Annotated in this window: 26 protein-coding genes; 7 read left to right on the top strand and 19 right to left on the bottom strand. The window is 65.4% G+C overall.

The window, feature by feature from the left end; all coding sequences use genetic code 11:
* Positions 1-44: 44 nt before the first annotated feature.
* The 12 genes from ASG20_RS01065 to ASG20_RS01010 all read right to left on the bottom strand — a co-directional run bounded on the left by ASG20_RS01065 (position 45) and on the right by ASG20_RS01010 (position 14221).
* Positions 45-1256, bottom strand: a complete 1212-nt coding sequence (locus tag ASG20_RS01065; RefSeq protein ID WP_156363986.1) for a GGDEF domain-containing protein — start codon at positions 1254-1256, stop codon at positions 45-47.
* 829 nt (positions 1257-2085) lie between these two features.
* A complete protein-coding gene (lpdA, locus tag ASG20_RS01060; protein ID WP_056047466.1) occupies positions 2086-3480 on the bottom strand; it encodes a dihydrolipoyl dehydrogenase in 1395 nt (464 codons plus the stop codon).
* A complete protein-coding gene (locus ASG20_RS01055) occupies positions 3473-3733 on the bottom strand; it encodes a DUF433 domain-containing protein (RefSeq protein WP_056050234.1) in 261 nt (86 codons plus the stop codon). The genes lpdA and ASG20_RS01055 overlap by 8 nt, the downstream gene beginning before the upstream one ends.
* Positions 3734-3912: 179 nt before the next feature.
* Positions 3913-5163 carry a 2-oxoglutarate dehydrogenase complex dihydrolipoyllysine-residue succinyltransferase gene (gene odhB / locus ASG20_RS01050; protein WP_056047464.1) on the bottom strand — a complete coding sequence of 417 codons (1251 nt, stop codon included), beginning with the start codon at positions 5161-5163 and terminating at the stop codon, positions 3913-3915.
* Between the two features lie 126 nt (positions 5164-5289).
* A complete protein-coding gene (locus ASG20_RS01045) occupies positions 5290-8226 on the bottom strand; it encodes a 2-oxoglutarate dehydrogenase E1 component (protein WP_056047460.1) in 2937 nt (978 codons plus the stop codon).
* 195 nt (positions 8227-8421) lie between these two features.
* On the bottom strand, positions 8422-9306 hold the full coding sequence (gene sucD, locus ASG20_RS01040) for a succinate--CoA ligase subunit alpha (protein ID WP_056047458.1): 885 nt from the start codon (positions 9304-9306) through the stop codon (positions 8422-8424).
* A gap of 55 nt (positions 9307-9361) precedes the next feature.
* Positions 9362-9655, bottom strand: a complete 294-nt coding sequence (locus ASG20_RS01035; RefSeq protein WP_056050232.1) for a GIY-YIG nuclease family protein — start codon at positions 9653-9655, stop codon at positions 9362-9364.
* A 78-nt stretch (positions 9656-9733) separates the two neighbouring features.
* On the bottom strand, positions 9734-10696 hold the full coding sequence (mdh, locus tag ASG20_RS01030) for a malate dehydrogenase (RefSeq protein WP_056047455.1): 963 nt from the start codon (positions 10694-10696) through the stop codon (positions 9734-9736).
* 263 nt (positions 10697-10959) lie between these two features.
* On the bottom strand, positions 10960-12051 hold the full coding sequence (gene zapE, locus ASG20_RS01025; protein WP_056047452.1) for a cell division protein ZapE: 1092 nt from the start codon (positions 12049-12051) through the stop codon (positions 10960-10962).
* A gap of 97 nt (positions 12052-12148) precedes the next feature.
* Entirely contained in the window at positions 12149-12601 is a 453-nt protein-coding gene (locus ASG20_RS01020) for a PaaI family thioesterase (protein ID WP_056050230.1), read from the bottom strand.
* 122 nt (positions 12602-12723) lie between these two features.
* On the bottom strand, positions 12724-13506 hold the full coding sequence (locus ASG20_RS01015; RefSeq protein WP_056047449.1) for a succinate dehydrogenase iron-sulfur subunit: 783 nt from the start codon (positions 13504-13506) through the stop codon (positions 12724-12726).
* Positions 13507-13639: 133 nt separating this feature from the next.
* Positions 13640-14221: a ClpP family protease gene (locus tag ASG20_RS01010; RefSeq protein WP_056047446.1), complete on the bottom strand. Its 582-nt coding sequence runs from the start codon at positions 14219-14221 to the stop codon at positions 13640-13642.
* A 99-nt stretch (positions 14222-14320) separates the two neighbouring features.
* Between ASG20_RS01010 and ASG20_RS01005 the strand changes: the two genes are divergently transcribed.
* Together ASG20_RS01005 and ASG20_RS01000 are read left to right on the top strand one after the other, a co-directional pair.
* Positions 14321-14569, top strand: a complete 249-nt coding sequence (locus tag ASG20_RS01005; RefSeq protein WP_107964063.1) for a type II toxin-antitoxin system Phd/YefM family antitoxin — start codon at positions 14321-14323, stop codon at positions 14567-14569.
* Positions 14556-14849, top strand: a complete 294-nt coding sequence (locus tag ASG20_RS01000) for a type II toxin-antitoxin system RelE family toxin (protein WP_056047443.1) — start codon at positions 14556-14558, stop codon at positions 14847-14849. Before ASG20_RS01005 ends, ASG20_RS01000 begins: the two co-directional genes overlap by 14 nt.
* A 108-nt stretch (positions 14850-14957) precedes the next feature.
* Here the strand turns inward: ASG20_RS01000 and ASG20_RS00995 are convergent, their stop codons facing one another.
* The 4 genes from ASG20_RS00995 to sdhC are packed head-to-tail and all read right to left on the bottom strand — an operon-like array spanning position 14958 to position 17828.
* Entirely contained in the window at positions 14958-15230 is a 273-nt protein-coding gene (locus ASG20_RS00995; protein WP_056047441.1) for a hypothetical protein, read from the bottom strand.
* Positions 15230-17032 carry a succinate dehydrogenase flavoprotein subunit gene (gene sdhA / locus ASG20_RS00990; RefSeq protein ID WP_056047438.1) on the bottom strand — a complete coding sequence of 601 codons (1803 nt, stop codon included), beginning with the start codon at positions 17030-17032 and terminating at the stop codon, positions 15230-15232. Before sdhA ends, ASG20_RS00995 begins: the two co-directional genes overlap by 1 nt.
* Complete coding sequence (gene sdhD, locus ASG20_RS00985) at positions 17032-17418, bottom strand: succinate dehydrogenase, hydrophobic membrane anchor protein (RefSeq protein ID WP_056047435.1); 387 nt, start codon at positions 17416-17418, stop codon at positions 17032-17034. The genes sdhA and sdhD overlap by 1 nt, the downstream gene beginning before the upstream one ends.
* A complete protein-coding gene (sdhC, locus tag ASG20_RS19830; RefSeq protein ID WP_056047433.1) occupies positions 17418-17828 on the bottom strand; it encodes a succinate dehydrogenase, cytochrome b556 subunit in 411 nt (136 codons plus the stop codon). Before sdhC ends, sdhD begins: the two co-directional genes overlap by 1 nt.
* A gap of 276 nt (positions 17829-18104) precedes the next feature.
* Here sdhC and ASG20_RS00975 point away from each other — a divergent pair, with 276 nt between their 5' ends.
* The 4 genes from ASG20_RS00975 to ASG20_RS00960 all read left to right on the top strand — a co-directional run bounded on the left by ASG20_RS00975 (position 18105) and on the right by ASG20_RS00960 (position 22661).
* Positions 18105-19448: a methyl-accepting chemotaxis protein gene (locus tag ASG20_RS00975; RefSeq protein ID WP_056047430.1), complete on the top strand. Its 1344-nt coding sequence runs from the start codon at positions 18105-18107 to the stop codon at positions 19446-19448.
* A gap of 8 nt (positions 19449-19456) precedes the next feature.
* Complete coding sequence (locus tag ASG20_RS00970; protein ID WP_056047427.1) at positions 19457-20845, top strand: methyl-accepting chemotaxis protein; 1389 nt, start codon at positions 19457-19459, stop codon at positions 20843-20845.
* A 201-nt stretch (positions 20846-21046) separates the two neighbouring features.
* On the top strand, positions 21047-21736 hold the full coding sequence (locus ASG20_RS00965; protein ID WP_056047423.1) for an SDR family NAD(P)-dependent oxidoreductase: 690 nt from the start codon (positions 21047-21049) through the stop codon (positions 21734-21736).
* Entirely contained in the window at positions 21726-22661 is a 936-nt protein-coding gene (locus ASG20_RS00960) for a 50S ribosomal protein L11 methyltransferase (protein WP_056047420.1), read from the top strand. Before ASG20_RS00965 ends, ASG20_RS00960 begins: the two co-directional genes overlap by 11 nt.
* A 240-nt stretch (positions 22662-22901) precedes the next feature.
* Here ASG20_RS00960 and phhA read toward each other — a convergent pair whose 3' ends face one another.
* Positions 22902-23780, bottom strand: a complete 879-nt coding sequence (phhA, locus tag ASG20_RS00955) for a phenylalanine 4-monooxygenase (protein WP_056047417.1) — start codon at positions 23778-23780, stop codon at positions 22902-22904.
* Between the two features lie 22 nt (positions 23781-23802).
* On the opposite strand from phhA, the gene ASG20_RS00950 reads away from it, so the two are divergent.
* Entirely contained in the window at positions 23803-24468 is a 666-nt protein-coding gene (locus tag ASG20_RS00950) for a TIGR02117 family protein (RefSeq protein WP_056047413.1), read from the top strand.
* Between the two features lie 222 nt (positions 24469-24690).
* Here ASG20_RS00950 and ASG20_RS00945 read toward each other — a convergent pair whose 3' ends face one another.
* On the bottom strand, positions 24691-24969 hold the full coding sequence (locus tag ASG20_RS00945) for a hypothetical protein (protein WP_056047410.1): 279 nt from the start codon (positions 24967-24969) through the stop codon (positions 24691-24693).
* Positions 24969-25985, bottom strand: coding sequence for a glycerophosphodiester phosphodiesterase (locus ASG20_RS00940; protein ID WP_056050226.1), 1017 nt, complete (start codon positions 25983-25985; stop codon positions 24969-24971). Before ASG20_RS00940 ends, ASG20_RS00945 begins: the two co-directional genes overlap by 1 nt.
* Positions 25986-26122 lie beyond the last annotated feature (137 nt).

Below are 26122 nucleotides of genomic sequence, written 5' to 3'. Positions count from 1 at the left end.
AGGACCACGACGTCGCGCGTGGCGTTGCGGTCCTGCCCCGGTGCTCAGGCGGCCTTTGTGTAGACGTCAGGGACGTAGACGTCGGAGATGTAGACGTCCGGGATATATACGGGGGGGATGCAGACGGCGGGTTGGCGGCGGTCGCTCTTCGCGCGGTACATCGCGCGGTCTGCGTCGGCGATGAGGTCAACGATCGGCGTCTGGGGCTCGCCTTCGACGATACCGAAGCTGACCCCGAGCGTGCCATGCGTCGCCATGCGCGGCGCCATGGTCTGCGCGAACCGTGTCGCGATGCTGGTGCCGATCGCGCGGGCCTGCGTTGTCGAGACGTCGGGGAGCACGCAGACGAATTCGTCGCCGCCCCAACGGACGAGGTGGCCTTGCCGGCCGAGCGCCTCGTGGGCGATCTCCGCGAAGGTGCGGAGCGCCGCGTCGCCGGCGGCGTGGCCGAACGTGTCGTTGAGCGTCTTGAAGCGATCGAGATCGAGCATCATCACCGTCAGCGTGCGCGGCGCATGGCCGCCAACGAACGTCCGCACGATGCGATCGAGGCCGGCGCGATTGAACGCGCCGGTGAGCCAGTCGCGCTCCATCTGATCGAGCAGCAGGTTCTGGCCGCGCTCGGCCTGCAGGATCAGCAGCGAGAACGCGCGGAAGATGATGAAGGCGATCTGGCCGGCGGCGAGCCAAGCGCCGAGATCGTCGTGACGACCGGTCAGCTGCGTGCCGATGCGGTCGCTATAGGCCAGCCAGGCGCGGCCGAGAAACATCGGTACGGTGACCGCGAACAGCGCGGCGACGATCCAGCCGGTCTGCAGCGAGTCACGCCGCGCGAAACGGACGGCGACGACGACCACGACGAGATCGAACCCGGCACGGATGACGCTGAGATAGGCGACGCGGAGGTGGAAATGCGCAGGGTCGTGCGTGAACCACAAGGGCAGGCCCAGCACCGCGGCGATCGCCAGCAGCGACCTCAGGCGCGCGTCCGGGCGGTCGAATTTCACCGCCGCGCCGGCGATCAGCGCATAGCCCATCACCACCGCGGGGTTGCCGATGCTGGGCGCCCAGGGGAGACCGATCCGATCGTTCAGCACCGCCATCAGTGCGCCGCAACCGGCGATCACGTGACCGGCGCCCCATAAGCCTGCCCATGACCCGAACCGGCCGGTCGCGAGGGGGATGAGATGGATGAACCCGGCGACCAGCATGCCAAGGCCTGCGACGACGTAGAGAGTAGAGAGATCGAGCGCCACGGAGACCTGCTTGTTCGTTCGTTACGCGGGTTGATAGGTCGGCTTTGCTAAGGATTGGTTCCGGTTAGGGCGTGGGGACGGAAATTTGCTTTTTGTTGGGTTTTGGGTGCTTCGGCTTGAAGGGCCCCGCCACGCGGTGCACGCCACTCTGATCGAGCTCGGTAATTGCGTTCCCCTTGCCCCGTCATCCCGGCGAACGCCGGGACCCATGGTCGCGGGGCGGGTAATGATGGCGCGATATCGCCGGGTCCTCCGTAACCGTGGGTCCCGGCGTCCGCCGGGATGACGGATCGGGGTGTGGGTTTGAAGGGTTTGAGAAGGGTCTGGAGCGTGGGCTTGGGAGCACGTGGCGCTGTCATAGACCTCGCAAACCAGGATCTTCCTGCAGTCGCGGCTGCCATTTTATAGCTCGCTACCCCCTCCCCCGTCATCCCGGCGGACGCCGGGACCCATGGTCGCGGGGCAGGTAATGATGGAGCGATATCGCGGGGTCCGCCGTAACCGTGGGTCCAGGCCTTCGCCGGGATGACGGATAGCGGGTGGTCGGACGGGTTTTCTGGAGGGCGTGCAATTGTATCGCTTCCCCACACCCCCGACTCCCGCTCGTTACCCCTACCCTTTCAACCCAGGTCGTTCGCCGTTCGCCGTTCGCCGTTCGCGCGGCAAACGCAGAGAGGGCGCCGGTGGATTGCCACCGACGCCCTCTCGATCTTTCTTCACTCGCAGATGCGAAGCCTTGCTTGGCCGGACAGGGGCAAAGCCCCTGTCGTCGGACGGCGCTGGAGCGTCGCCGGCCGGGCAAGCCCTTTGGATCCATATCTAGCAATTGCTAGATATGAATAGGCTTGCCCTGCACCGCCATCGCCGCTTCCTTGATCGCCTCGGCATGCGTGGGATGCGCATGGCAGGTGTAGGCGATGTCCTCGCTGGTCGCGCCGAATTCCATCGCGATGGCGGCTTCGGCGATCAGCGTTCCCGCCAGCGAAGAAACGATCCAGACGCCGAGGACGCGGTCGGTCTTGGCGTCGGCGATGATCTTCACGAAGCCGTCGGTGTCGCGGTTGGTCTTGGCGCGGCTGTTGGCGGCGAACGGGAACTTGCCGACCTTGATCTCGGTCTTGTCCTTCGCTGCCTCTTCCGTCAGGCCGACGCCGGCGATCTCGGGCATCGTGTAGACGACGCTCGGGATGACGTCCTCGTTGACGATGCCGGTCTGGCCGGCGATGTTTTCCGCGACCGCGACGCCTTCGTCCTCGGCCTTGTGCGCGAGCATCAGGCCGGGGATGCAGTCGCCGATCGCCCAGACGCCGTCGACCTTGGTGCGGAACGAGTGGTCGGTTTCGATCTGGCTGCGCTTGTTGAGCTCGAGGCCGATGGCTTCGAGGTTGAGGCCGTCGACGTTGGCCTTGCGCCCGATCGAGACGAGCACCGCGTCGGCGGTCAGCGTTTCGGATGCGCCACCCGCGGCAGGCTCGACGGTGACAGTCGCGACGCCGTCGGCGACGGTCACGCCGGTGACCTTGGTTGAGAGCTTCAGCTCCATGCCTTGCTTCTTGAAGAGCTTGGCGGTCTCGCGACGGACTTCGCCGTCGAAGCCGGGGAGGATCTGGTCGACGAACTCGACGACCGTGACCTTCGCGCCGAGACGACGCCAGACGCTGCCGAGTTCGAGGCCGATCACGCCGCCGCCGATGACGACCATGTGCTCGGGCACCTTCGGCAATGCGAGCGCGCCGGTGCTGTCGACGACGGTCGTCTGGTCGACCTCGACGCCGGGGAGCGGCATCACCGACGAGCCGGTGGCGATCACGATGTTCTTCGCGGTGACCTTCTGGCCCGCCACGTCGACGGTGTGCGCGTCCTGGAATGCGGCCTTGCCCTTGAGCCAGGTCACCTTGTTCTTCTTGAACAGGAATTCGACGCCGCCGGTCAGTTCCTTGACGGCCTTGGCCTTCTCGGCGTGCATCTGGTCGAGGTTCAGCGTGACGCCCTGGAAGTCGATGCCGAACTTCGTCATGTGGCCGCCCTTGGCCTCCTCGTAGATCTCGGACGCATGGAGCAGCGCCTTCGACGGGATGCAGCCGACGTTGAGGCAGGTGCCGCCGAGCGTCTCGCGCGATTCGGCGCAGGCGGTGCGCAGGCCGAGCTGCGCGGCACGGATCGCCGCGACGTAACCGCCGGGGCCCGCACCGATCACGAGGACGTCATAGTCGTAGTCAGCCATGCCTCAACTCACCTTTTAACTTATTGCGCTTCGCCGCAACGAGATCGCGCGTGAACCCGAGTGCAGCTTGCAACTGTGCCCGAGTGATATGGGAATAATCCGCGAGATAGCTATCGATCGAACCACCATACTCGATGAACTCAAGGAGGTGATCGACGTACATTCGGGTGCCGGCGATGCGAACCTTGCCGAAGCAAACATCTGGGTCGGTCACGATGATCCCGTCCCATGGCGTTCGATCTGGTGCCGTCATCTCGACCTCCGATTGCCTCACGATACTTTCCGTCATCCTGGGCTCGACCCAGGATCCAGAGCAACGAGCGGTTCCGTCCGTTACTCTGGATCCTGACTTTCGTCAGGATGACGGTTTAAGTCATGCGATACCTTTGGTGTACCTTCTTTCCGTTCAGAACGTACCTTCGTTCATCGACCTCAGAGGTCGATCAGGATGCGCGTGGGATCTTCGATCGCATTTTTCAGCGCCACCAGGAACGTCACGGCTTCGCGGCCGTCGATCAGGCGGTGGTCGTAGCTGAGTGCGAGGTACATCATCGGGCGGATGACGATCTGGCCGTTGACGACGACCGGGCGCTCCTCGATGCGGTGGAGGCCGAGCACGGCGGACTGCGGCGGGTTGATGATCGGGGTCGACATCAGCGAGCCGAACACGCCGCCGTTCGAGATCGTGAAGGTGCCGCCCTTCATCTCGTCCATCTTGAGCGCCCCTTCCTTGGCGCGCTTGCCGAAGTCGCCGATCGTCTTCTCGATCGTCGCGACGGACATCTGGTCGGCATCGCGGATCACCGGGACGACGAGGCCGCCCGGCGACGAGACCGCGACCGAGATGTCGGCGTAATCGTGATAGACGATGTCGTCGCCGTCGATCGACGCGTTGACCGAGGGGATGTCGCGCAGCGCCATCGTCGCGGCCTTCACGAAGAAGCCCATGAAGCCGAGGCGGACGCCGTGCTTCTTCTCGAACAGGTCCTTGTACTTGGCGCGCGCCTCGATCACCGCGGTCATGTCGACGTCGTTGAACGTCGTCAGCATCGCGGCGGTGTTCTGCGCTTCCTTGAGGCGCTTGGCGATCGTCTGGCGGAGGCGCGTCATGCGCACGCGCTCTTCGCCGCGACCCGAAGCGGCGGTAGGCGCTGCGGCCGGAGCAGGCGCTGCGGCGGGCGCCGGTGCTGGCTTGCTCGATGCGGCGGCGGTCACGTCTTCCTTGGTGATGCGACCGTCGCGGCCGGTGCCCTTGACGGTGCCGGGGTCGACGCCGTGCTCGAGCACCGCGCGGCGGACCGACGGGGAGAGCGCGGCGGGCGAGTCGCTGGTGCCGGCACCGGGCTGGTCGCCGTAACCTGCGCCGGACTCATCCTTGGCGGGCGCGGACGGCGTTGCGGTCGCGGCTGGCTCGGGCGCCTTGGCCGGGGCAGCGGCGGCGCCGTCACCGGAGTCGATCGTGGCGAGCATCGCGCCGACCTGCACGGTGTCGCCGACGGCGACGGCGTGCTGGCCCATGACGCCGGCGACCGGCGACGGGACCTCGACCGAGACCTTGTCGGTCTCGAGGCTGGCGATCGGCTCGTCGACCGCGACGGGGTCGCCGGGCTGCTTCAGCCACTCGCCGAGGGTGGCTTCGGTGATCGATTCACCCAGGACGGGGACGGTGACTTCGGTTGCCATTTTCTCGTTTCCTCCACCCCGGCGTAGGCCGGGGTCCAGTTACGAAACGCTGAGTGGCCGGCGTTTCGCTCAATTACATCTACCATCCCAATTGGGCCCCGGCCTACGCCGGGGTGGTAGAAAAACTTAGTTTGCGCGGGTGCGGCGGATTTCGTCGCGGACGCTGTGGCCGAGCGCGTCGGCGACGAGCGCGCCCTGTTCGGCCTGGTGACGCTTCATCAGGCCGGTCGCGGGCGACGCCGAGGCGTTGCGCCCGGCGTAGCGCGCGCGCTTCACGCGGGAGTCGACCGTTGCCAGCGCCTCCTCGATCAGCGGCTCGACGAAGAACCAATAGCCGTTGTTCTTCGGCTCTTCCTGCGCCCAGACGATCTCTTCCAGGTTCGGCATCCGTGCGACGCGCTCGGCGATCGGGTTGCCGGGGAAGGGATAGAGCTGTTCGACGCGGACTATCTGCGTGTCGGTGTCGCCCGCCGCATCGCGTGCCTCGATCAGGTCGTACGCGACCTTGCCGGTGCACAGGACCAGACGCTTCGTATCGACGTCGGCGGCCGGATTGGTATCCGACAACAGGCGGCGGAAGTGGCTGTCGCCCTGGAAATCCTCGGCGTTCGAGACGGCCAGCTTGTGCCGCAGCAACGACTTGGGCGTCATCACGATCAGCGGCTTGCGGAAGTTGCGGTGCATCTGCCGGCGAAGCAGGTGGAAATAGTTCGCCGGGCTGGTGCAGTTCGCGACCTGGATGTTGTCGTCCGCGCACGACTGAAGGAAGCGCTCGGGACGTGCCGAGCTATGCTCTGGCCCCTGCCCTTCATAGCCGTGCGGCAGCAGCATCACGAGGCCGTTGGCGCGGAGCCACTTCGACTCGCCGGACGTGATGAACTGATCGATCATGATCTGCGCGCCATTGACGAAATCACCGAACTGCGCCTCCCAGAGGACCAGCGTCTTCGGGTCGGCAAGCGCATAGCCATATTCGAAGCCGAGCACGCCGTACTCGGACAGCGGGCTGTCGAGCACCTCGAAATTGCCGTGCTCGATCTCCTGCAACGGCACGTACTTGTGCTCGTCGGTCTGGTCGACCCAGACGGCGTGGCGCTGCGAGAAGGTGCCGCGGCCCGAATCCTGGCCGGACAGGCGGACGCCGTACCCTTCCGAGAGCAGGCCACCGAATGCGAGTGCCTCGCCGGTCGCCCAGTCGAAGCCCTTGCCCGACTTGAACATCTCGCGCTTGGCGTCGATCACGCGCGCCAGCGTCTTGTGGATCTTCACGCTGTCGGGGACGGTCGTGAGCGTGCGGCCGAGCGAATCGAACAGCTTCGTGCTGAGGCCGGTCTCGACATTGCGGCGTGCCGACGCACCATCCGTGGGCGCGCTGAGGCCGGTCCAGCGACCGCCGAACCAGTCCGCCTTGTTCGGCTTGTACGACGATCCGGCTTCGAACTCACCCTCGAGACGGAGCGTGAACTGCTTCACGTTCTCGTCGATCCAGGGCTGGTCGATCACGCCTTCCTTGATCAGGCGGTTGCCATAGACCGTCGACACGCCGGGGTGCTTACGGATGATGTCGTACATCAGCGGCTGCGTGAAGGACGGCTCGTCGCCCTCGTTGTGACCGAAGCGGCGATAGCACCACATGTCGATGACGATGTCGCGGTGGAACTTCTGGCGGAATTCCATCGCCATCTTGGTCGCGAAGGTGACCGCCTCGGGATCGTCGCCGTTGACGTGGAAGACCGGCGCCTGGACACCCTTGGCGACGTCCGACGGGTAGGGCGACGAGCGCGCGAACTGCGGCGAGGTCGTGAAGCCCACCTGGTTGTTGATGATGAAGTGGACGCAGCCGCCGGTGTTGTAGCCGCGGATGCCGGAGAAGCCGAGGCACTCCCAGACGATCCCCTGCCCCGCGAACGCCGCGTCGCCGTGGATCAGCACGGGCAACGCCGCGGTGTGATCCTTGAGGTCGTTGGTGAGCGTCTGGATCGCACGCGTCTTGCCGAGCACGACGGGGTCGGCGGCTTCGAGATGCGACGGGTTGGCGACCAGGCTCATGTGAACCTTGTGGCCGTCGAACTCGCGATCGGTGCTGGTGCCGAGGTGGTACTTCACGTCGCCCGAGCCGCCGATGTCGTCGGGATTGGCCGAACCGCCGGCGAATTCGTGGAAGATCACGCGCAACGGCTTGGCCATCACGTTCGCCAGCACGTTGAGGCGACCGCGATGCGCCATGCCGATGACGAGCTCGCGCACGCCCATCTGGCCGCCGTACTTGATGACGGACTCAAGCGCGGGGATCATCGATTCGCCGCCGTCGAGCCCGAAGCGCTTCGTACCGACGTACTTCTTGCCGAGGAATTTCTCCCACTGCTCGGCCTCGATCACCTTGGTGAGGATCGCCTTCTTGCCGTCGATGGAGAATTCGATCGCCTTGTCCTGGCCCTCCATGCGCTCCTGGAGGAAGCGGCGCTCCTCGACGTCGGAGATGTGCATGTATTCGAGGCCGACATTGCCGCAGTAATTCTTGCGCAACGTGTCGACGAGCTCGCGGATCGAGACCCATTCGAAGCCCATCGTGCCGCCGAGATAGACCTTCCGGTCGATGTCGCCGTCGGAGAAGCCGTGATATTCGGTCTTCAGATCCTCGGGCATCTCGCGCTTCGACAGGCCGAGCGGATCGAGGTTCGCGGCGAGATGGCCACGGACGCGGTAGGTGCGGACGAGCAGCTGCGCGCGGATCGCGTCGGCGGCGGCCTTGGCGATCTCTTCCTTCGAGACGGGCGCGGGTGCCGCGGCGGCGGGGGCCGGCTTGCCACCCTTGGCGGGCTTGGGCGCGGGCTCCATCTGGGTCGGATCGAGCGCTGCGGTCAGGTCGTCCGTGGTGGTGAGCGGCCAGCGGGCGCTCTCCCAGCTCGGGCCCTGCGCGGAGCCTTCGAGACCCTCGAAGAACGCGCGCCAACCGGATTCGACCGAGGCCGGGTCCGCGTTGAACTTGGCGTAGAGCGTCTCCACGAACGCCGGGCTGACGCCGGCTGCGATATCGCTGAAATCCTGGCCTTCGTAGCCCATCGTTCTCGTCCTCAGTGTCCTTCTCCCCGCGGGGGAGAAGGAGGGGCCCACTCGCACTTGCGGGTGGGAGGGTGAGGGCACGGGCGGTCACGTGCCCTCACCCTTCCGCTGCCCCAGAACCCCATGAAAGTGCTACTTTCACGGGAGCCCTTCGGCAGCTCCTTCCCTCTCCCCGAAGGGAGAGGGGTAGTCAGATCAACCCTTCAACACGCTCAGCAGCGTCTCGCCGAGCAGGCTGGGGCTTTCCGAGACCTTGATCCCGGCAGCTTCCATCGCCGCGATCTTGCTCTCCGCGTCGCCCTTGCCGCCCGACACGATCGCGCCGGCATGGCCCATGCGACGACCAGGAGGCGCCGTACGACCGGCGATGAAGCCTGCCATCGGCTTCGATCGACCGCGCTTTGCTTCGTCGCGGAGGAACTGTGCCGCCTGCTCTTCTGCGTCGCCGCCGATTTCGCCGATCATGATGATCGACTGCGTCTCGTCGTCGGCGAGGAACAGCTCGAGCACGTCGATGAAGTTCGTGCCGTTGACCGGATCGCCACCGATGCCGACCGCGGTCGTCTGACCAAGGCCTGCGTTCGACGTCTGGAACACCGCCTCATAGGTGAGCGTGCCTGAACGGCTGACAACGCCGACCGAGCCCTTCTTGAAGATCGAGCCGGGCATGATGCCGATCTTGCACTCGCCGGGGGTCAGCACGCCGGGGCAGTTCGGGCCGATGAGGCGCGACTTGGAGCCCGACAGCGCGCGCTTGACCTTGACCATGTCGAGGACGGGAATGCCCTCGGTGATCGCGACGATCAGCTCGATCTCGGCGTCGATCGCCTCGAGGATCGAATCGGCGGCGAAGGGGGGCGGCACGTAGATGACCGACGCGGTCGCGCCGGTCATCGCCTTGGCTTCGGCGACGGTGTTGTAGACGGGGAGGTCGAGGTGGGTCGTACCGCCCTTGCCGGGCGTGACGCCGCCGACCATCTGCGTGCCGTATTCCAGCGCCATCTTGGTATGGAAGCTGCCGGTTTCGCCGGTCATGCCTTGGGTGATGACCTTGGTGTTCTTGTCGACGAGGATGCTCATTCTATCTCCAGTCCGGTCCGCCCCGGCGAAGGCCGGGGTCCAGTTGGGAAGGCGGTCATGGTAACGCGATATGATCGTACAGGTCATCCCAAGCAGGATTGAACCCTTCGATCTCACGCACTTTCCAGGCCCGCTTCCACTCCTTCATTTGCAGCTCGCGCTGCCGTGCCGCTTCCCATTCGCCGCAGGCCTCGTACCAGACGAGGATCTTGCAGCCGTAACGCTTGGTGAAACCGCCGAAACCGTTGCGGTGCTCCCACACACGCTTTGGCAGGTTTACGGTCGAACCGAGGTAGATCGCACCGTTGGGGAAGTTGGCCATGATGTAGACGAACGCTTGTTCTTCCATCATTTCGGCTTTCCCAACTGGACCCCGGCCTTCGCCGGGGTGGTGGTTACTCCTTTTGGTTCGTCACCTCACCTCAAATCAGTTCAGCGAACCGTCGATGCCCTTGCAGGCCACGATCAGCTCCTTCACCGCATCGACCGACACGGTGAGGTTCTGCTTGGCTTCATCATCCAGCTTGATCTCGACGATCTTCTCGACGCCGCCGGCACCGATCACCACCGGCACGCCGACGTACAGATCGGTAAGGCCATACTCGCCCGACACATATGCCGCGGCCGGAAGCACGCGCTTCTGGTCGTACAGATACGCCTCGGCCATCGCGATGCCGCTGGTCGCCGGCGCGTAGTATGCCGAACCCGTCTTCAGCAGCGCGACGATCTCGCCGCCGCCGCCGCGCGTGCGCTTGACGATCGCGTCGATCTTTTCCTGGCTCGACATGCCCATCGCGATGAGGTCGGGAACCGGGATGCCCGACACCGTCGAGTAGCTGATGACCGGGACCATAGTATCGCCGTGGCCGCCGAGCACGAAGCTAGTGACATCCTTGACCGAGACCTTGAACTCGTCGGCGAGGAAGTGGCTGAAGCGTGCCGAGTCGAGCACGCCGGCCATGCCGACCACCATGTGGTGCGGCAGACCCGAGAATTCGCGGAGCGCCCACACCATCGCGTCGAGCGGGTTGGTGATGCAGATCACGAACGCGTTCGGAGCGTTGGCCTTGATACCCTCGCCGACGGCCTTCATGACCTTGAGGTTGATGCCGAGCAGGTCGTCGCGGCTCATGCCGGGTTTCCGCGCGACACCGGCGGTGACGATGATGACGTCCGCGCCGGCGATGTCGGCGTAATCGTTCGAGCCGGTGATCTGCGAGTCGAAGCCTTCTACGGGTCCGCACTGCGACAGGTCGAGCGCCTTGCCCTGGGGGATGCCCTCGGCGACGTCGAACAGGACGATATCGCCAAGGCCCTTGAGTGCTGCGAGGTGCGCGAGCGTACCGCCGATGTTACCGGCGCCGATCAGCGCGATCTTCTTGCGAGCCATTCCAATCCGTCTCCGTCTGATGTGCGGGGTGATTGGTGACGCCGGTTACGCGCATTATCCCGCTACGGCAACCGCTAAAAGGACAAAAGCGGGTTGTTATTGCAAGTGGTTCGCATGTGCAATAAGGCACAACCATCCAAATCGAACCACCCCGGCGGAGGCCGGGGCCCAATTGAGGAACGTTGCTAACGGAGCACCGCGCGCTGTTACTGCGACCTTTCCAATTGGGCCCCGGCCTTCGCCGGGGTGGTATTCGGGGTCGGTCAGAGGTGGCCTTCGGCGAGATAGTCCTCGGAGCGCATCTCTTCGAGGCGGCTTATCGTGCGGTCGAATTCGAACCTGCCATCGCCGCTTTCGTAGAGGTCGCCGGGTTGCGCATCGGCGGCGGCGAGGAGCTTCACCTTGTGCTCGTACAGCGCGTCGATCAGCGCGACGAAGCGCGCCGCTTCGTTGCGGTTCTCGGGGCCGAGCTTGGGGATGCCGACGAGGATGACGGTGTGGAACTTCCGCGCGATGGCGAGGTAGTCGGCCACGCCGCGGGCTTCTCCGCACAGCTTCTTGAAGCTGAACACCGCGACGCCCTTGAGTGATTTCGGCACCCGGAGCGTACGGCCCTGAACGATCAGGTCTTCGGCCGGGACGTGCTCGCTGTCGTCGGTCGAGAAGTCGGTGAGGCGAAAGAACGCGGCGGAGAGTTGCGCGGTCGCCTCGGGGCCGTTGGGGACGAGCCACGTGTCCTGGCTGCCGAGCCGGTCGCGGCGATAATCGACCGGGCCGTTGAGCGGGAGTACGTCGAGGCGCTGTTCGATGGTCGCGATGAAGGGCAGGAAATGCTCGCGGTTGAGGCCGTTCTTGTAGAGATCGGCCGGCGGGCGGTTCGAGGTCGTCACGATCGTCACGCCGGAATCGAGCAGCGACGTCACCAGCCGCGACAGGATCATCGCGTCGGGGCTGTTGGTGACCATCATCTCGTCGAACGCGAGCAGGCGGGTCTCGTCGGCGATCGCGGTGGCGACGGGGACGATCGGGTCGCCGACTTCCTTGCGACGTTCGGCGGCGATGCGCGCGTGGACCTCGAGCATGAACTCGCCGAAGTGGACGCGGCGTTTTTTGTCGACTGGGGCGTTCGCGAAGAACAGGTCCATCAGCATCGACTTACCGCGTCCGACTCCGCCCCAGAGGTAGACTCCGCGGGGGTCGGCTTTTTTGGAGAAGCGGGCGAAGAAGCCGGTGGATTTGGGGGTGGCGAGTTCGGTGGCGAGGGTGTTGAGGCGCGCGGCGGCGGCGGCTTGTTCCGGGTCGGGGCGGAGTTCGCCCGAGGCTACGAGCGCCTCATAGGCCTTGAGTACAGTCATTTCCGTTCCCCCGCGCAGGCGGGGGCCCAGGCCCCCAGGCGTTGTGTATCTGACTCCTGGACTCCCGCGTGCGCGGAAGCACAGTGAGGCGCCGGTGCTATCTGGCAGTCGGCTTGCGGATCGTGGCCGAGAAGGCGGCGATCTTCGTTTCGTCGTCCCCTTGCACCACGAGACCCCGGAGGAACAAGAGGCGGCCGGTTTCCTTTAGCACCTCGACCTGCGCCTCGATCGGTTCGCCGACGCGGCCGCCGCCGATGAACTGCGTGTTGAGATCGAGCGTCACCGCGGTGCCGGCGGTAATCAGGCCGAAGCCTCTGGCGGCTGCGAACAGCGCGACGTCGATGAACGCGAGGAGCGCGCCGCCGTGGACGTTGTTCTGGAGGTTCGAGTGGCGATGCTCGGGGGTGATGCGGACGCGGACGGTGTGGCCGTCGACGCGGTAAAGCATGGGGCCGAGCAGCGTGTTGAAGCGGGTGGGGTCGGAGAGCGACCAACTGCGCCAGCCAGGGTTGGCTGGGTCTTCGGCTTCGACGAAATGGGGGGTGGTCAACAACCTGTCCTTCGATACGCCGCTTCGACAAGCTCAGCAGCTACTCAGGACGAACGGATGTTTATACCCCCCGTTCGTCCTGAGTAGGGACTGAGCGAAGTCGAAGGCCCGTATCGAAGGGATCAGACGACCCGTTCGGCTTCCATCTTCTTGATTTCGGCGATCGCCTTGGCGGGGTTCAGCCCCTTGGGGCAGGCGTTCGCGCAGTTCATGATGGTGTGGCAGCGATACAGGCGGAACGGATCCTCGAGCTCGTCGAGCCGCTCGCCGGTCATCTCGTCGCGGCTGTCGGCGAGCCAGCGATAGGCCTGCAACAGGATCGCGGGGCCGAGGAACTTGTCGGCGTTCCACCAATAGCTCGGGCACGAGGTCGAGCAGCAGGCGCACAGGATGCACTCGTACAGGCCGTCGAGCTTCGAGCGGTCTTCCGGCGACTGGAGGCGCTCCTTGCCCGAGGGCGGCGGGGTGACGGTCTGCAGCCACGGCTTGATCGACGAATATTGCGCGTAGAAATGCGTGAAGTCGGGGACCAGGTCCTTGATCACGTCCATGTGCGGCAGCGGCGTGATCTGGACCTCGCCCTTGCAATCCTCGATCGCGGTCGTGCACGCGAGGCCGTTCTTGCCGTTGATGTTCATCGAGCACGAGCCACAAATGCCCTCGCGGCACGACCGGCGGAAAGTGAGCGAGGAATCCTGCTCGCTCTTCATCTTGATCAGCGCGTCGAGCACCATCGGGCCGGTATCGTCGAGATCGAGCTCGAAATTATCGTAGCGCGGGTTCTCGCCGCTGTCCGGATCGTAGCGGTAGACCTTGAACGATTTGAGACGCTTACCCCCGCTGGTCGAGGCGTGCTTGACGCCCTTCTTGACGACGCTGTTTTTCGGGAGCGAGAATTCGGCCATTGCGAGCGGTCCGTCCGTGGTGTGATTATAGGTTGTCAGAGCCGATACATGACAGGGGCCCTCCCCGCAAATCCTTAGCTTCGCGGGTGCAACATGCGTCACACCCGCTGTCGCGTTACCTGCGCGTGCCGGGTCAGATGATGTCGAGGACGAGCCCCAGGTCGCGGGCTTCCTCGGCTTCGATGTACCAGTTGGAGGGGGCCTTCTTCTTCAATTCCTCGAGCGATACCTTCGAGCCCTCGACGATCGCGCGGAAGCCTTCCTCCTGGATCTTGATCGAATCCTCGATCTCGTGGAGCTTGGCCTTGAGCGTGTAGGACAGCGTGTTGAGCGGGCCGTTGAGTTCGATCGTGCTTTGCATCTGGCGCTCGTGGATCATGATGCGGCTGTTGCGGGTGAGGAAACGGCTGTCGACCGGGAAGGCGGACATGAACGTCGCGCCGGCGGAATAGACCGCGACCTTGCCGAGGAAGAGCGTCTCGCGGCCGGTATACTCGCGGAGCAGGCGGATGTTGTCGCCCATCGCGCGCGCGACTTCGGGGTCGCCGCCGAGTGTGGTGATCGAGACGACCAGCGGGCCTTCGGTGGGGGCGGCGACGAGTTGCGACTTGAAAGTGTCGTACATCGCGTCGTCGACGGGGCCGTGGAGGTGGATGTGGGGGGCGGCCAGCAACGGGTAGTTGCGGGCGTTCGAAGCGGGGGATGTGTCGGTCATGCCGCGGCAAACTTTTGCGGGGGCGGTGGGTTCCGAATGAGTTGCCGCATATCAGCACAGCGATTTGGTCTGACCTGTTCGACGTACTATAGACTGGTCATGATCGAGACCATATTTGCCGGCGCAACGGTGAGCATCAGCGACCTGAAGAAGAACCCTTCCGGGGTCATCGAGGCTGCGGGCGGGTTTCCAGTGGCGGTGCTGAACCGGAATACGCCCGCTGCGTATCTAGTGCCGGCGGCGGCTTGGGAAGAGTTGATGGATCGGCTGGAAGACGTCGAACTGGCAGACTTGGTGCGGGCGCGTGCCGACGAGGTGCCGGTCGCGGTTTCGCTTGGCGACCTATAGTCTCGCTTTCCTGCCGAGCGCGCTGCGGGAGTGGGAAAAGCTCGGCGCCAATGTTCGCGCGCAGTTCAAGGCGAAGCTGATCGAGCGGTTGGGCGAGCCGCATATTGCGAGTGCGCGGCTGAGCGGAATGACTGGGTGCTACAAGATCAAGCTACGGGCTGCGGGGTATCGACTTGTGTACCGGGTCCACGATGGCTTGGTGACGGTGATCGTCGTGGCGGTCGGGCGGCGGGATCGGAATCTGGTGTACAAGATTGCGGCTGGGCGGGTGGAGCGGTAGCACGTCTGTCTCAGTCGCCCGTTCTCCTGCGAACGCAGGAGTCCAGAGTTACTGAGCGCGGCGTTTGTGATCCTGGGCTCCTGCGTTCGCAGGAGAACGGGAGGGGGTTCAGCTAACCTTGGTTGTGCGCTTGTACTGGAGAATCCAGCCTACCAAGCCGCCCGGGACGCCGCCTACCAGCGAGAAGAGCGCGTAGAAGGTGATCGCTATCTTTTGAGGTTCTTCGCCCACGCCGCGAGTTTCTATCCCGAAGACGTAGATCGCGGTCAGTAGCGCGACGACCACCGGCCATAGGAAGCCGGCGATCATCGGTTGGAAACGTGTCAGTAGCCCCACCGCGACGGGCACCAGGAACCCGATCGCGATGATGGCCCAGGTCATCAGTATACCCGCTTCTTGGGCTTGATGTAGTCGATGTCGTCGGTGAGCGTGTAGTCGTGGACCGGGCGGAAATCGATCTTGGTCTCGCCGCCCTTGCCGCCCCACCCGTTGAAGGTGGTGATGGTGTGCTTCATCCAGTTCGCGTCGTCGCGCTCGGGAAAATCCTCGTGCATGTGCGCGCCGCGCGACTCGGTGCGGTTGGCGGCCGAGTTCATCGTCACGACCGCCTGGCCGATCAGATTGTCGAGCTCCATCGTCTCGACCAGATCGGTGTTCCAGATCATGCTGCGATCCTTCACGGCGACGTCGGTCATCCGGCTGTAGATCCCGGCCATCTTCTCGACGCCCTGGTTCAGCAGCTCGGTGTCGCGGAACACCGCGCAATGCTTCTGCATGGTCTGCTGCATGTCGAGACGGATCTGCGCGGTCGGCGAACCGCCCGACGCATTGCGGAAATGGTCGAGACGCGTCAGCGCGAGGTCTTCCGAACCCTTGGGCAGCGGCGCGTGTGCCGTGCCGGGCTTCAGCGTGTCCTTGATCCGCAGGCCGGTCGCGCGGCCGAACACCACGAGATCGATCAGGCTGTTCGAGCCGAGGCGGTTGGCGCCGTGGACCGACACGCACGCAGCCTCGCCGACCGCGAACAGGCCGGGGACGACCGCGTCGGGGTTGCCGTCGACGAGGTTGACGACCTCGCCGTGGAAGTTGGTCGGGATGCCGCCCATGTTGTAGTGCACGGTCGGCGTGACCGGCAGCGGCTGGCGCGTGAGATCGACGCCGGCGAAGACCTTGCCGGTCTCGGTGATGCCCGGCAGGCGCTCGGCGAGCACCTTGGGATCGATGTGATCGAGATGCAGGAAGATGTGGTCGCCGTTCTTGCCGACGCCGCGGCCTTCGCGCATTTCGAGCGCCATCGAGCGGCTGACGACGTCGCGCGAGGCGAGGTCCTTCGCCGACGGGGCATAGCGCTCCATGAAGCGCTCGCCCTCGGAGTTGGTCAGATAGCCGCCCTCACCGCGTGCGCCCTCGGTGATGAGCACGCCCGCGCCGTAGATGCCGGTCGGGTGGAACTGGACGAACTCCATGTCCTGCAACGGAAGCCCGGCGCGGAGCACCATCGCGTTGCCGTCGCCGGTGCAGGTGTGCGCCGAGGTCGCCGAGAAATAGACGCGGCCATAGCCACCGGTGGCGAGCACGGTCTGGTGGCTGCGGAAGCGGTGGATCGAGCCGTCTTCCATGCACAGCGCGATGACGCCGCGGCAGACGCCGTTTTCCATGATCAGGTCGAGCGCGAAATACTCGACGAAGAAGTCCGTGTTGTACTTCAGGCTCTGCTGGTACAGCGCGTGGAGCATCGCATGGCCGGTGCGATCGGCGGCGGCGGCGGTGCGCTGGACCGGGGGGCCCTCGCCCATGTTCTGCATGTGGCCGCCGAACGGACGCTGATAGATCGTGCCGTTCTCGTTACGGCTGAACGGCATGCCGGCGTGTTCGAGCTCGTACACCGCCTGCGGGGCTTCGCGGCACAGATACTCGATCGCGTCCTGGTCGCCGAGCCAGTCGGAACCCTTGACGGTGTCGAACATGTGCCAGGTCCAGTGGTCCGGCGAGTTGTTGCCGAGCGACGCGGCGATGCCGCCTTGGGCTGCAACGGTATGCGAACGGGTCGGGAAAACCTTGGTGATGCACGCGGTCTTCAGGCCGCTCTCGGCGATGCCCATCGTCGCGCGCAGGCCGGAGCCGCCGGCACCGACGACGACCGCATCATAGGTATGATCGATGATCTTGTAGGCAGCTGACATTACGCGGGAGCTCCGGAGAAGGCGACCTTCAGGATCGCGAACAGGGCGATGCCGCCCAGCGTGAAGGTGAACAGGTTGAGGAGGATCATCGTCACGACACGGCTCTCGCCGTGCTGGTAATCCTCGATCACGACCTGCAGACCGAGACGGAAGTGATAGAACACCGACAGGATCAACAGCGCCATCGGCACCGCGACCCAGGCCGACTGTAGCCACAGATGGACCGCGGCGTAGTCGTAGCCGGGCATCCGCGCGACCGAGATCATCAGCCACAGCATGAGGAACAGGTTCGCGCCCGCCGTCAGGCGCTGCTGCCACCAGTGGTGCGCGCCGTGTTTCGCGCTGCCGAGGCCGCGGACGCGACCGATTGCCGTACCCGAACCCATTACTTGATCCCCATGTAGAGCCAGAACACGACCGTCAGCGCGACCGATGCGACCATCGTCGCGATCGCGCCCATCTTGTTCCGCTTCAGTTCGTAGCCCGCGCCGGTGTCGAGCACGAAGTGGCGGATGCCGGTCATCATGTGCTGGAACAGCGACAGCGTCAGCCCGACCGCGACGATATAGCCGAGGATATTGAGACGGCCGGTATCGGTCGTGAACACATCGACGAAGGTCGCATAGGCCTGATCGCCCGCGGCGATCGCGGCGAGCCACCAGACGAGCAGCAGGCTGCCGACGGTCGCCATCCCGCTGCCGGTCGCGCGGTGCAGGATCGAGACCAGCATGTGCGGGCCCCATTTATAGACCTGCAGATGGGGAGATAGCGGGCGTGCCGGGTTGCGCGATGCCAAGGGCGGAGTCCTCGAACCAGAAGATGACGAACCAAGAACAGCTTGGTCCAGAATATATAGATTGGGCGACCTATTAGCCACCGCGTGCTGCGATGCAACCCATCGCTCGGGTTCCGATAACCCAAGGCAATAGCTGGACACGTCCTGGCCACCCAGGAACGCGCACGCGAAACCGTCGCCGCTGTTGCCGGCCATCCCTAACCAGCTTTTAATCAATAGGCCTTAGCGCTCGACGGGCAAAACCCGTTTCCGGAGTCTACCGCCTTGACCACAGACATGCCGATGACCGGCGCGATCGCCGCCACCATCGACCTTCCGGTACGGTTGCGGGCGTTCGACTTCGACGGTTCGCTGACCGCCGCCAGCCGCGCGGTGTGGGACGCGATCGAACCCGAGATCGCGGCGGTGTCGAAGGCGTATTGGGAGCAGTGGCAGCGCTGTTTCTCCGAGGAACGGGTCTGGGCGGCGCACAAGACCGAGGAAATGATCGCGATCGGCTGCACGTTCCTGCGCAACCGCTTCCTCGACACCGCGGGTCGCGGCTGGGTCGAGTCGATCGAACGGTCGGTCGCAGCGGCCTACGCCGCCGACGTGTCGCCGATGGCGTTGTTGTCGATGATCAGCGCGAGCGATCGCGCCGCGCTGGACGTGCTGATGCGCCGGGTCGATCGCAGCAGCGAGACGTTGCCCGTATATATCGACACGCTCATGCGGCTGTCCGCGCTCGAGGGCGAGATCACCGTCGCGATCTATACCGCGTATCGCGCGCATTCGGCGCAGGACGCACGCGACAAGCTGGCCACCGAGTTCCGCGACGGGATCGCGGCGATGGTCGAGACCGCCACGCACGAGGGTCATACGTTGCGCGAACAGACGGTGCGCAGTTCGGCGTCGACCCGCGCGGTGCTGGGCAAGGCGAGCGAGGTCGCCGCCGCCGCCGAGCAATCCGCGGTGGCGATGCGCGAGGCGGCGCAGACTGCCGCCGGGCTCATCCGCGCGATCGAGGATGCGCGGACCGAAGTCGAGGCCGCAGCGGAGATCGCCAATCGCGCGTCGGTGCAGGCGGGCCAGGCGGTCGGCATGTCCGAGGCGCTGAGCGATCATGCCAAGTCGATCGAATCGATCCTCGGGCTGATCCGCGACATCGCCGGGCAGACCAACCTGCTCGCGCTGAACGCGACGATCGAGGCGGCGCGCGCAGGCGATGCCGGCCGCGGGTTCGCGGTGGTGGCGCAGGAGGTGAAGAGCCTCGCCAACCAGACCGCGCGCGCGACCGACGACATCGCCGCGAAGATCGCCGCGATTCAGTCGGCCACGCGGGGCACGGTCGAGACCAATGCCAGTATCAAGTCGACCGTCGCCGAAGTGCAGGAGAGCGCCGACCGTATCCGCTACGCGATGGAGGCGCAGGCGCAGACCGTGACCGCGATCACCGCCGCGGTCGACGAGACGGCGCTGGCGGCGGATTCGATGTCGACCACGATCGCGACGATCCGGGAAGACACCGAAACCGTCGCGCGCGAGATCGACAGCGTGGGACGCGGTTTCGACGTGCTCGACGGACGGCTCGGCCATCTCAAGAACAGCGCGGGCGATTTCGTGGCCAAGGTCGCTGCATAGGAACCCCGATGACTGCAACACCCGCCAGCGCGTCGCCCCGCCCCCTACTTCCCGCGGCCTGGGACAGCGACATCCGATCGCTGCGCGACCGCGTGCGCGACTATGACTGGGACGGGCTGATCGCGCCGACCTGCGCGACCCTGACCGCGTTGCTGGACGAGGACGACCATCGCCGGATCGCCGAGACGTTCTGGCAGCGTTATCTGTCGCTGGAGGCGGTGAGCCACGTCGTGGCGTATTTCACGCCCGAGCGACTGGCGCGCCGTATCACGGCGAGTGCCGAGTATGCGCGGCTGAAATACCAGTCGCCCTATGACGAGGCCTGGAAGGCAATCGCGATCGGCCATGCCGACGATTCGCGCAAATCGGGCATTCCCCTGCCCGCTCTGCTGTCGTCGCTGGCGTTCGCGCACAGCGTGACGCTGAGCCTGGTGGCGGACCGGATGGGCACCGATACCGCGCAGATGCAGAGGCTGGGCGATATCGTCCAGCGCCTCGCGCTGATCGAGGCGGATCTGATGGCGTCGCACCTTGGCGCCACCGACGCCGCACAGGCGCGTGGCGAGCGCGGCGCACGGGCGGCGGATTTTCGCGAGTCGATCGCCGCGTCGATCGAGGATACCGCAGCCCTTGGCGCGCGCATCCGGATCCAGGCGGAAGGCGCATCGTCGTCGACCCGCAGCGTTTTGGGCAAGGCGAGCGAGGTCGCCGCCGCCGCCGAGCAATCCGCGGTCGCGATGCGCGAAGCCGCGCAGGTCGCCGCCGGCCTGATCCGCGCGATCGAGGACGCGCGCGTCGAGGTCGAGTCCGCCGCGCGGATCGCCGACCGTGCCTCGGTCCAGGCCGATCTCGCGGTCGGGACCTCGGACGCGCTGAGCGAGCATGCCAAATCGATCGATTCGATCCTCGGGTTGATCCGGAACATCGCCGGGCAGACCAATCTGCTGGCGCTGAACGCGACGATCGAGGCGGCGCGCGCGGGCGATGCGGGGCGCGGCTTCGCGGTCGTCGCGCAGGAAGTGAAATCGCTTGCGAGCCAGACCGCGCGGGCGACCGACGACATCGCCGCGAAGATCGCCGCAATCCAGGCGGCGACGCGCGCGACCGTCGAGACCAACGCGATCATCAAGTCGACGGTCGCCGACGTGCAGGAATCCGCCGGCCGCATCCGTTACGCGATGGAAGCGCAGGCGCAGACCGTGTGCGCGATCACCGCCGCGGTCGACGAAACCGCGCTGGCGGCGGATTCGATGTCGACCACGATCGCCGCGATCCGCGAGGATACCGAGAGCGTGGCTACCGAGATCGACGGACTTGGGCGGCAGTTCGGCGAGGTCGACGACAAGCTGGGCGAGCTGCGCGGCGCGGCGGACGGGTTCTCGGCTAGCGTGGCTTGAGGGGCGCTGGAAGAGAGTAATGAGTTCACGCGGAGACGCGGAGACGCGGAGGGTCTGGCGGAACCGGAGGTTCTTCAAAACTCACGTTGTTACGCGTCTCGCCTGACCGACGTGCACCCTCTCCGCGCCTCCGCGTCTCCGCGTGAACCATTCCTTCTTCGACTTGATGACGGATACAGCCTGCGGCGCTAGAGCGCGGGGATGACCATTCTTCTTACCGGCTCCAGTCGCGGTATCGGCGCGGCTATTCATGCGGCGCTGACCGACGCGGGCGCTTCCGTCATCGGGCATGGGACCGCCAGCGGCATCCCGGCCGATTTTAGTGATCCTGCGGGACCGACTGCGTTGTGGGACGCTGCGTTGGCGCAGGCTGGCGGTACGATCGATGTGCTGATCAACAATGCTGGCGTGTTCGAGGCGGCACCGCTCGCCGATGACGACTGGACCGCGCAGTGGGAGCGGACGATGCGGATCAACCTGACCGCCTCCGCTGAGCTTTGCCGGCTGGCGGTGCTGCACTGGCAGGCGCGCGGGGTCGGTGGGCGGATCGTCAATATCGCGAGCCGGGCCGCCTATCGCGGGGATTCGCCGGCGCATTGGCATTATGCCGCTTCGAAGGCGGGAATGGTGGCGATGACGAAGACCATTGCCCGGGGGTATGCTCGGGAGGGCATTCTGGCATTCGCGGTGTGCCCCGGGTTCACGATGACCGGGATGGCGGAGGATTATCTGTCGAGCCGTGGCGGCGATGCGCTGCTGGCGGACATTCCGCTCGGGCGGGTCGCGGCGCCTGACGAGATTGCGGCGGCGGCGAAGTTTCTGGCGTTGGAGGCGCCGGCTTCGATGACGGGCTCGGTGATCGACGTGAATGGGGCGAGCTATGTCCGATAGTTGGAAGCTCACCCTCCCCTGCACGCGGGCGGAGGCGGAGGCGATCGATGCGAGCGACGATCTGACCATCGACGGCGTGTTGATGACCACCGAGGAGATTGAGGACGACGTCGAGTCGTGGCGGCTCGATGCGTATTTCGAGCATGAGCCGGCGGCCGACACGGTCGCGGCGGTGCGGGCGCTCGTGCCGAGTGCGGCGGGGGCCGAGATCGCGGTCGAGCGGTTGGGCAATGCGGACTGGGTGACGATGAGCCAGGCTGGGCTCGAGCCTTTGTCGGTTGGGCGGTTCTTCGTGCATACCGGGGCACATTCGGGTGCGGTGCCGGCGGACAAGCGGGCGTTTTTGATCGAGGCTAGCCGGGCGTTCGGGACGGGGCATCATGAGACGACCAGCGGGTGTCTGGCGATGCTCGACGGGTTGGCGGACGCTTCGTTTGCGAACGTGATCGATATCGGGACGGGGACGGGCTTGCTCGCGTTTGCGGCGGCGCATCTTTGGCCTGGGGCCAGGGTGATGGGGACGGATATCGATCCGGTCTCGATCGATGTGACGGCGGAGAATGCGGCGCTTAATGGGGTCGAGGGGATCGATCTGGTTGTGGCGGATGGTACGCTGGACGATGCGATCGTGGTTCGCGCGCCGTATGATCTGGTGATCGCGAATATTCTTGCCGGGCCGCTGGTGTCTATGGCGCCGGAGATTGCGTCTATTTCGGATGTGGGGGCTACGATCGTGCTGGCCGGGTTGCTGGAGACGCAGCGGGCTGGGGTCGTGGAGGCGTATGAGGCTTGCGGGTGTTCGCTTGAGGCGGTCGACCGGCGGGGGGATTGGTCTGTGCTTCGGCTTAAGGCCGGGCCGGAGAGGTTTGTGGCGGAGGGGCCGTTCGATCCGAAGGGGCGCGATGGGTGGGCGTTGGATATCTGAGCGCTGCGGATATTTGAGTAACTGCCCTCCCCCCAGAAGGGTGTTCCCCCGCGAAGGCGGGGGTCCAGTCTGGGCCCCCGCCTTCGCGGGGGAACAAGTTGGTGAGGGCGGCCCTCACCCCATCTCCACCGCCACCCCGGCGGAGGCCGGGGCCCAGTTGGGTGAACCCTTGAGATAGAACCGCACCGCTATCCCAACTGGGCCCCGGCCTTCGCCGGGGTGGTGGCTTCTAGAGGATGCTTATGCGGTCTCAGCGGATGCCTTCGACTTCGCGTAGTCCTGCGTGCCTTCGGTAATCACCACATCCCCCGGCTCGATCCGCGCGACGGGGATATCCGGGAGCTCCTTCAGTTCCTCGTACAGCGGCGCGAAGTCGGTCTCCACCGTCAGCCTCAGCAACTCCTCGAAGCTCGGAATGACGAAGTAGTTCTGCTGGAAATCGTCGATCCGGTACTCGGTGCGCATCACCCGGGCGAGGTCTAGCGCGATCCGGTTGGGGCTCGGATCGTCGAGCGCGAAGCGGGTTTCCGCGTAGCTCGAGACGATGCCCGAGCCGTAGATGCGCAGGCCTTCGGGTTCCGCGATCAGGCCGAACTCCACCGTGTACCAGTAGAGCCGTCCCAAGTATTTCAGCGCGTCGAGGCCGAGCGCACGCTGGCCACCGCGGCCGTAGGCGGCGAGGTAATCCGCGAACACCGGGTCGGCGAGCATGGGGACGTGGCCGAACACGTCGTGGAAGACGTCGGGTTCCTGGAGGTAATCGAGCTGGTCGGGGCGGCGGATGAAGTTGCCCGCCACGAACCGCCGGTTGGCCATGTGGTCGAAGAACACGTCGTCGGGTACGAGGCCGGGGACCGCGACGACCGACCAGCCGGTGAGCTTGGTCAGGCGTTCGGACAGCTCCTCGAAATCGGGGATGCCGGGTTTCGACAGCTTCAGGACGTCGAGCCCGCGCAGCCAGGCGTTCGACGCGCGGCCGGGGAGCAGCTTCGACTGGCGCGCGAACAGCGTGTCCCAGGTCGCGTGATCCTCCGCGGTGTAATCCGCCCAGTTCTGCGGGATCGTCCAGTCGGGCGCGCCTTCGGGCGGGGTGCTCAGCACATGTGTGTCATTGGCCATGCGGCTGGTCTAGCATGACGGAATGAAGACGGAAACGCGTTGGGTTAAGTCGATTTTAAGGGCGGTCGCGGCGGTGTTCGGGGTGGTCGCGAGCTATGCGATGGCGGGGTTGGTCGGTGGCTCGATCCCCAGCAATCGCGACTGGCGGGCGCCGGTCGAAGGCGTGCATATCTTCGTCGAGAGCAACGGCGTGCATACCGGGATCATCGTGCCGAAGGTGGCGGCGGGCGTGGACTGGCGCGGGGTGGCTCGGGCGGGGGACCTGCGCGATCCGCGGTATGGCGCGTTCGATCATGTGGCGTTCGGGTGGGGGGAGAAGACGTTTTATCTCGAGACGCCGACCTGGGCGGACGTGAAGCTGCGGACCGTGGTCGGTGCGGCGTTCGGGAGTGATCGGACTTTGATGCATGTCGACCATCTGCCGAGGCCGCGCGCGGGGGATGGGGCTCGGGAGATCGTGGTGACGCCGGCTCAGTATCGGCGGTTGGCGGCGTATATCCGGGCTAGCTTTCGGGATGGGGGTGCGCGGTACCGGGGGTATGCGGGGTATGACGCGTTTTACGAGGCTAACGGGCAGTATAGCGCGGTGCGGACTTGTAATGCGTGGACGGGGGATGCGCTTCGGTTTGCTGGGGTGAAAGTGGGGGCTTGGACGCCGTTTCCGGTTACCGTGATGGGGTGGTTTTAAAGGGCTGACCTGCCCGTCAAAGCTTGTTCTCCCGCGAAGGCGGGAGTCCAGACTGGGCTCCCGCCTTCGCGGGAGAACAAGGAAGTCAGGGAACATTGGCTTGGGGCACCATCCCGGCGGAGGCCGGGGTCCAGTTGGGGGACGTTGCTGATTGAGCGCAGCGCTACGTTACTTCTGTTTCCCAACTGGGCCCCGGCCTTCGCCGGGGTGGTAGAAGGGAGCTCAGTTTCCTGCGCGGTAGTCCTGGTACTGGCCGCATTCCGAGCGCTGTGGGTCCTTCTTGCAGCGCTTCGCCAGTTCCTTGCGCTGCTTGCCCTCTTCGGCTTCCTGCTTGCGCATCTTCTTGCCGTAGTTGCGGTCCGATTCTTCCTGGCTGGTGGTGGTCCAGTCGACCGCCTTGCCGGCGACCTGGAACGGTGCCTTTACGATCGAGGTTGCGGTGCTGATGCAGCCACTGACGAGGAACGGCAGCACCGCGAGTACGGGAAGAACCTTACGCATTACTTTACTCCTGCACGCACGGTTCCATGGGCTCGGTCGCGCGCTTGTGCCCCGTATAGCGGAAAGTCGGTGAAGAAACCGTCGATACCTTGTGCAAGGCCTGCGTCGATCTCGGCGGCGATGTCGCCGTGCGCCGCGGGGTCGGTGCCGCGGCGAAAGCGGGTCGGTTCGAAGTAGTTTTCGGCGCGGTAGGTCCAGGGGTGGACCCGCAGGCCGGCCGCGTGGGCCTCGGCGACCAGCGTGGTGGGGCTCGCGTCGCTCCAGAGCATGCCCTTGTTCGGGCCGATGCCGTAGGCGTAGGCCGCGACGGCTTTCAGGCCTTCGGGCGTGATCATCGCCTTGTAGCTCGGCTGGGCGCCGTCGGCGGGACCGCCCTCGCCGTCCATGAGCTGGATCAGGCGGATTTTGGTCATTGTGTGGAGGCGCTGGAGGTTGGCGACCTCGAACGACTGGATGAAGACGGGCGCTTTGGCCGAATCCCAGCCGGCCTCGCGCAGTTCGGCGACCAGTTTCGCGTCGGTCGGGTGGCCGATCTTGGCGAAATAGGTCGGATGCTTGGTCTCGGGATAGATGCCGATCGTCCGGCCCGTCTCGGTCGTGCGACGCTTGGCGAGCGCGATGATCTCGGCGAGCGTCGGGATCTGGAGCTGGCCGTCATAGGCGGTGTTCGCGGGGCGGAGCTTGGGCAGGCGCTCTTTCGCGCGCAACGTCTTCAGTTCGGCGAGCGTGAAGTCCTCGACGAACCAGCCGGTCATCGCCTGGCCGTCGATCGTCTTGGTGGTTTTGCGCCCAGCGAACTCGGGATGGTCGGCGACGTTGGTCGTCTCGGCGATGTTGTTCTCGTGCCGCGCGACGAGGACGTCGTCCTTGGTCGGCACCAGATCGGGCTCGATGAAGTCGGCGCCCTGATCGATCGCGAGCGAGTAGGCCGCCAGCGTATGCTCGGGCCGCAGACCGCTCGCACCACGGTGCGCGATGACGATCGGGGGCGACAATCGGGGAGAAGCTGGCGTCATCGCAACAGCTTGCCCGCTCAGCGCTATGAACGCCAGCGTACCAACACGTGAGAGCTTGTCGCAATAGGAAACGATCGGTCGCATCGGCGTTAAGTCCTCGAAATCCGTACATTCCCGGCACATTCAACCAGGGGCAC

Source organism: Sphingomonas sp. Leaf198 (assembly GCF_001424005.1).
Lineage (GTDB): Bacteria > Pseudomonadota > Alphaproteobacteria > Sphingomonadales > Sphingomonadaceae > Sphingomonas.
Note: the sequence above shows the minus strand (reverse complement) of the source record. Positions and strands in the feature narration are given on the sequence as shown.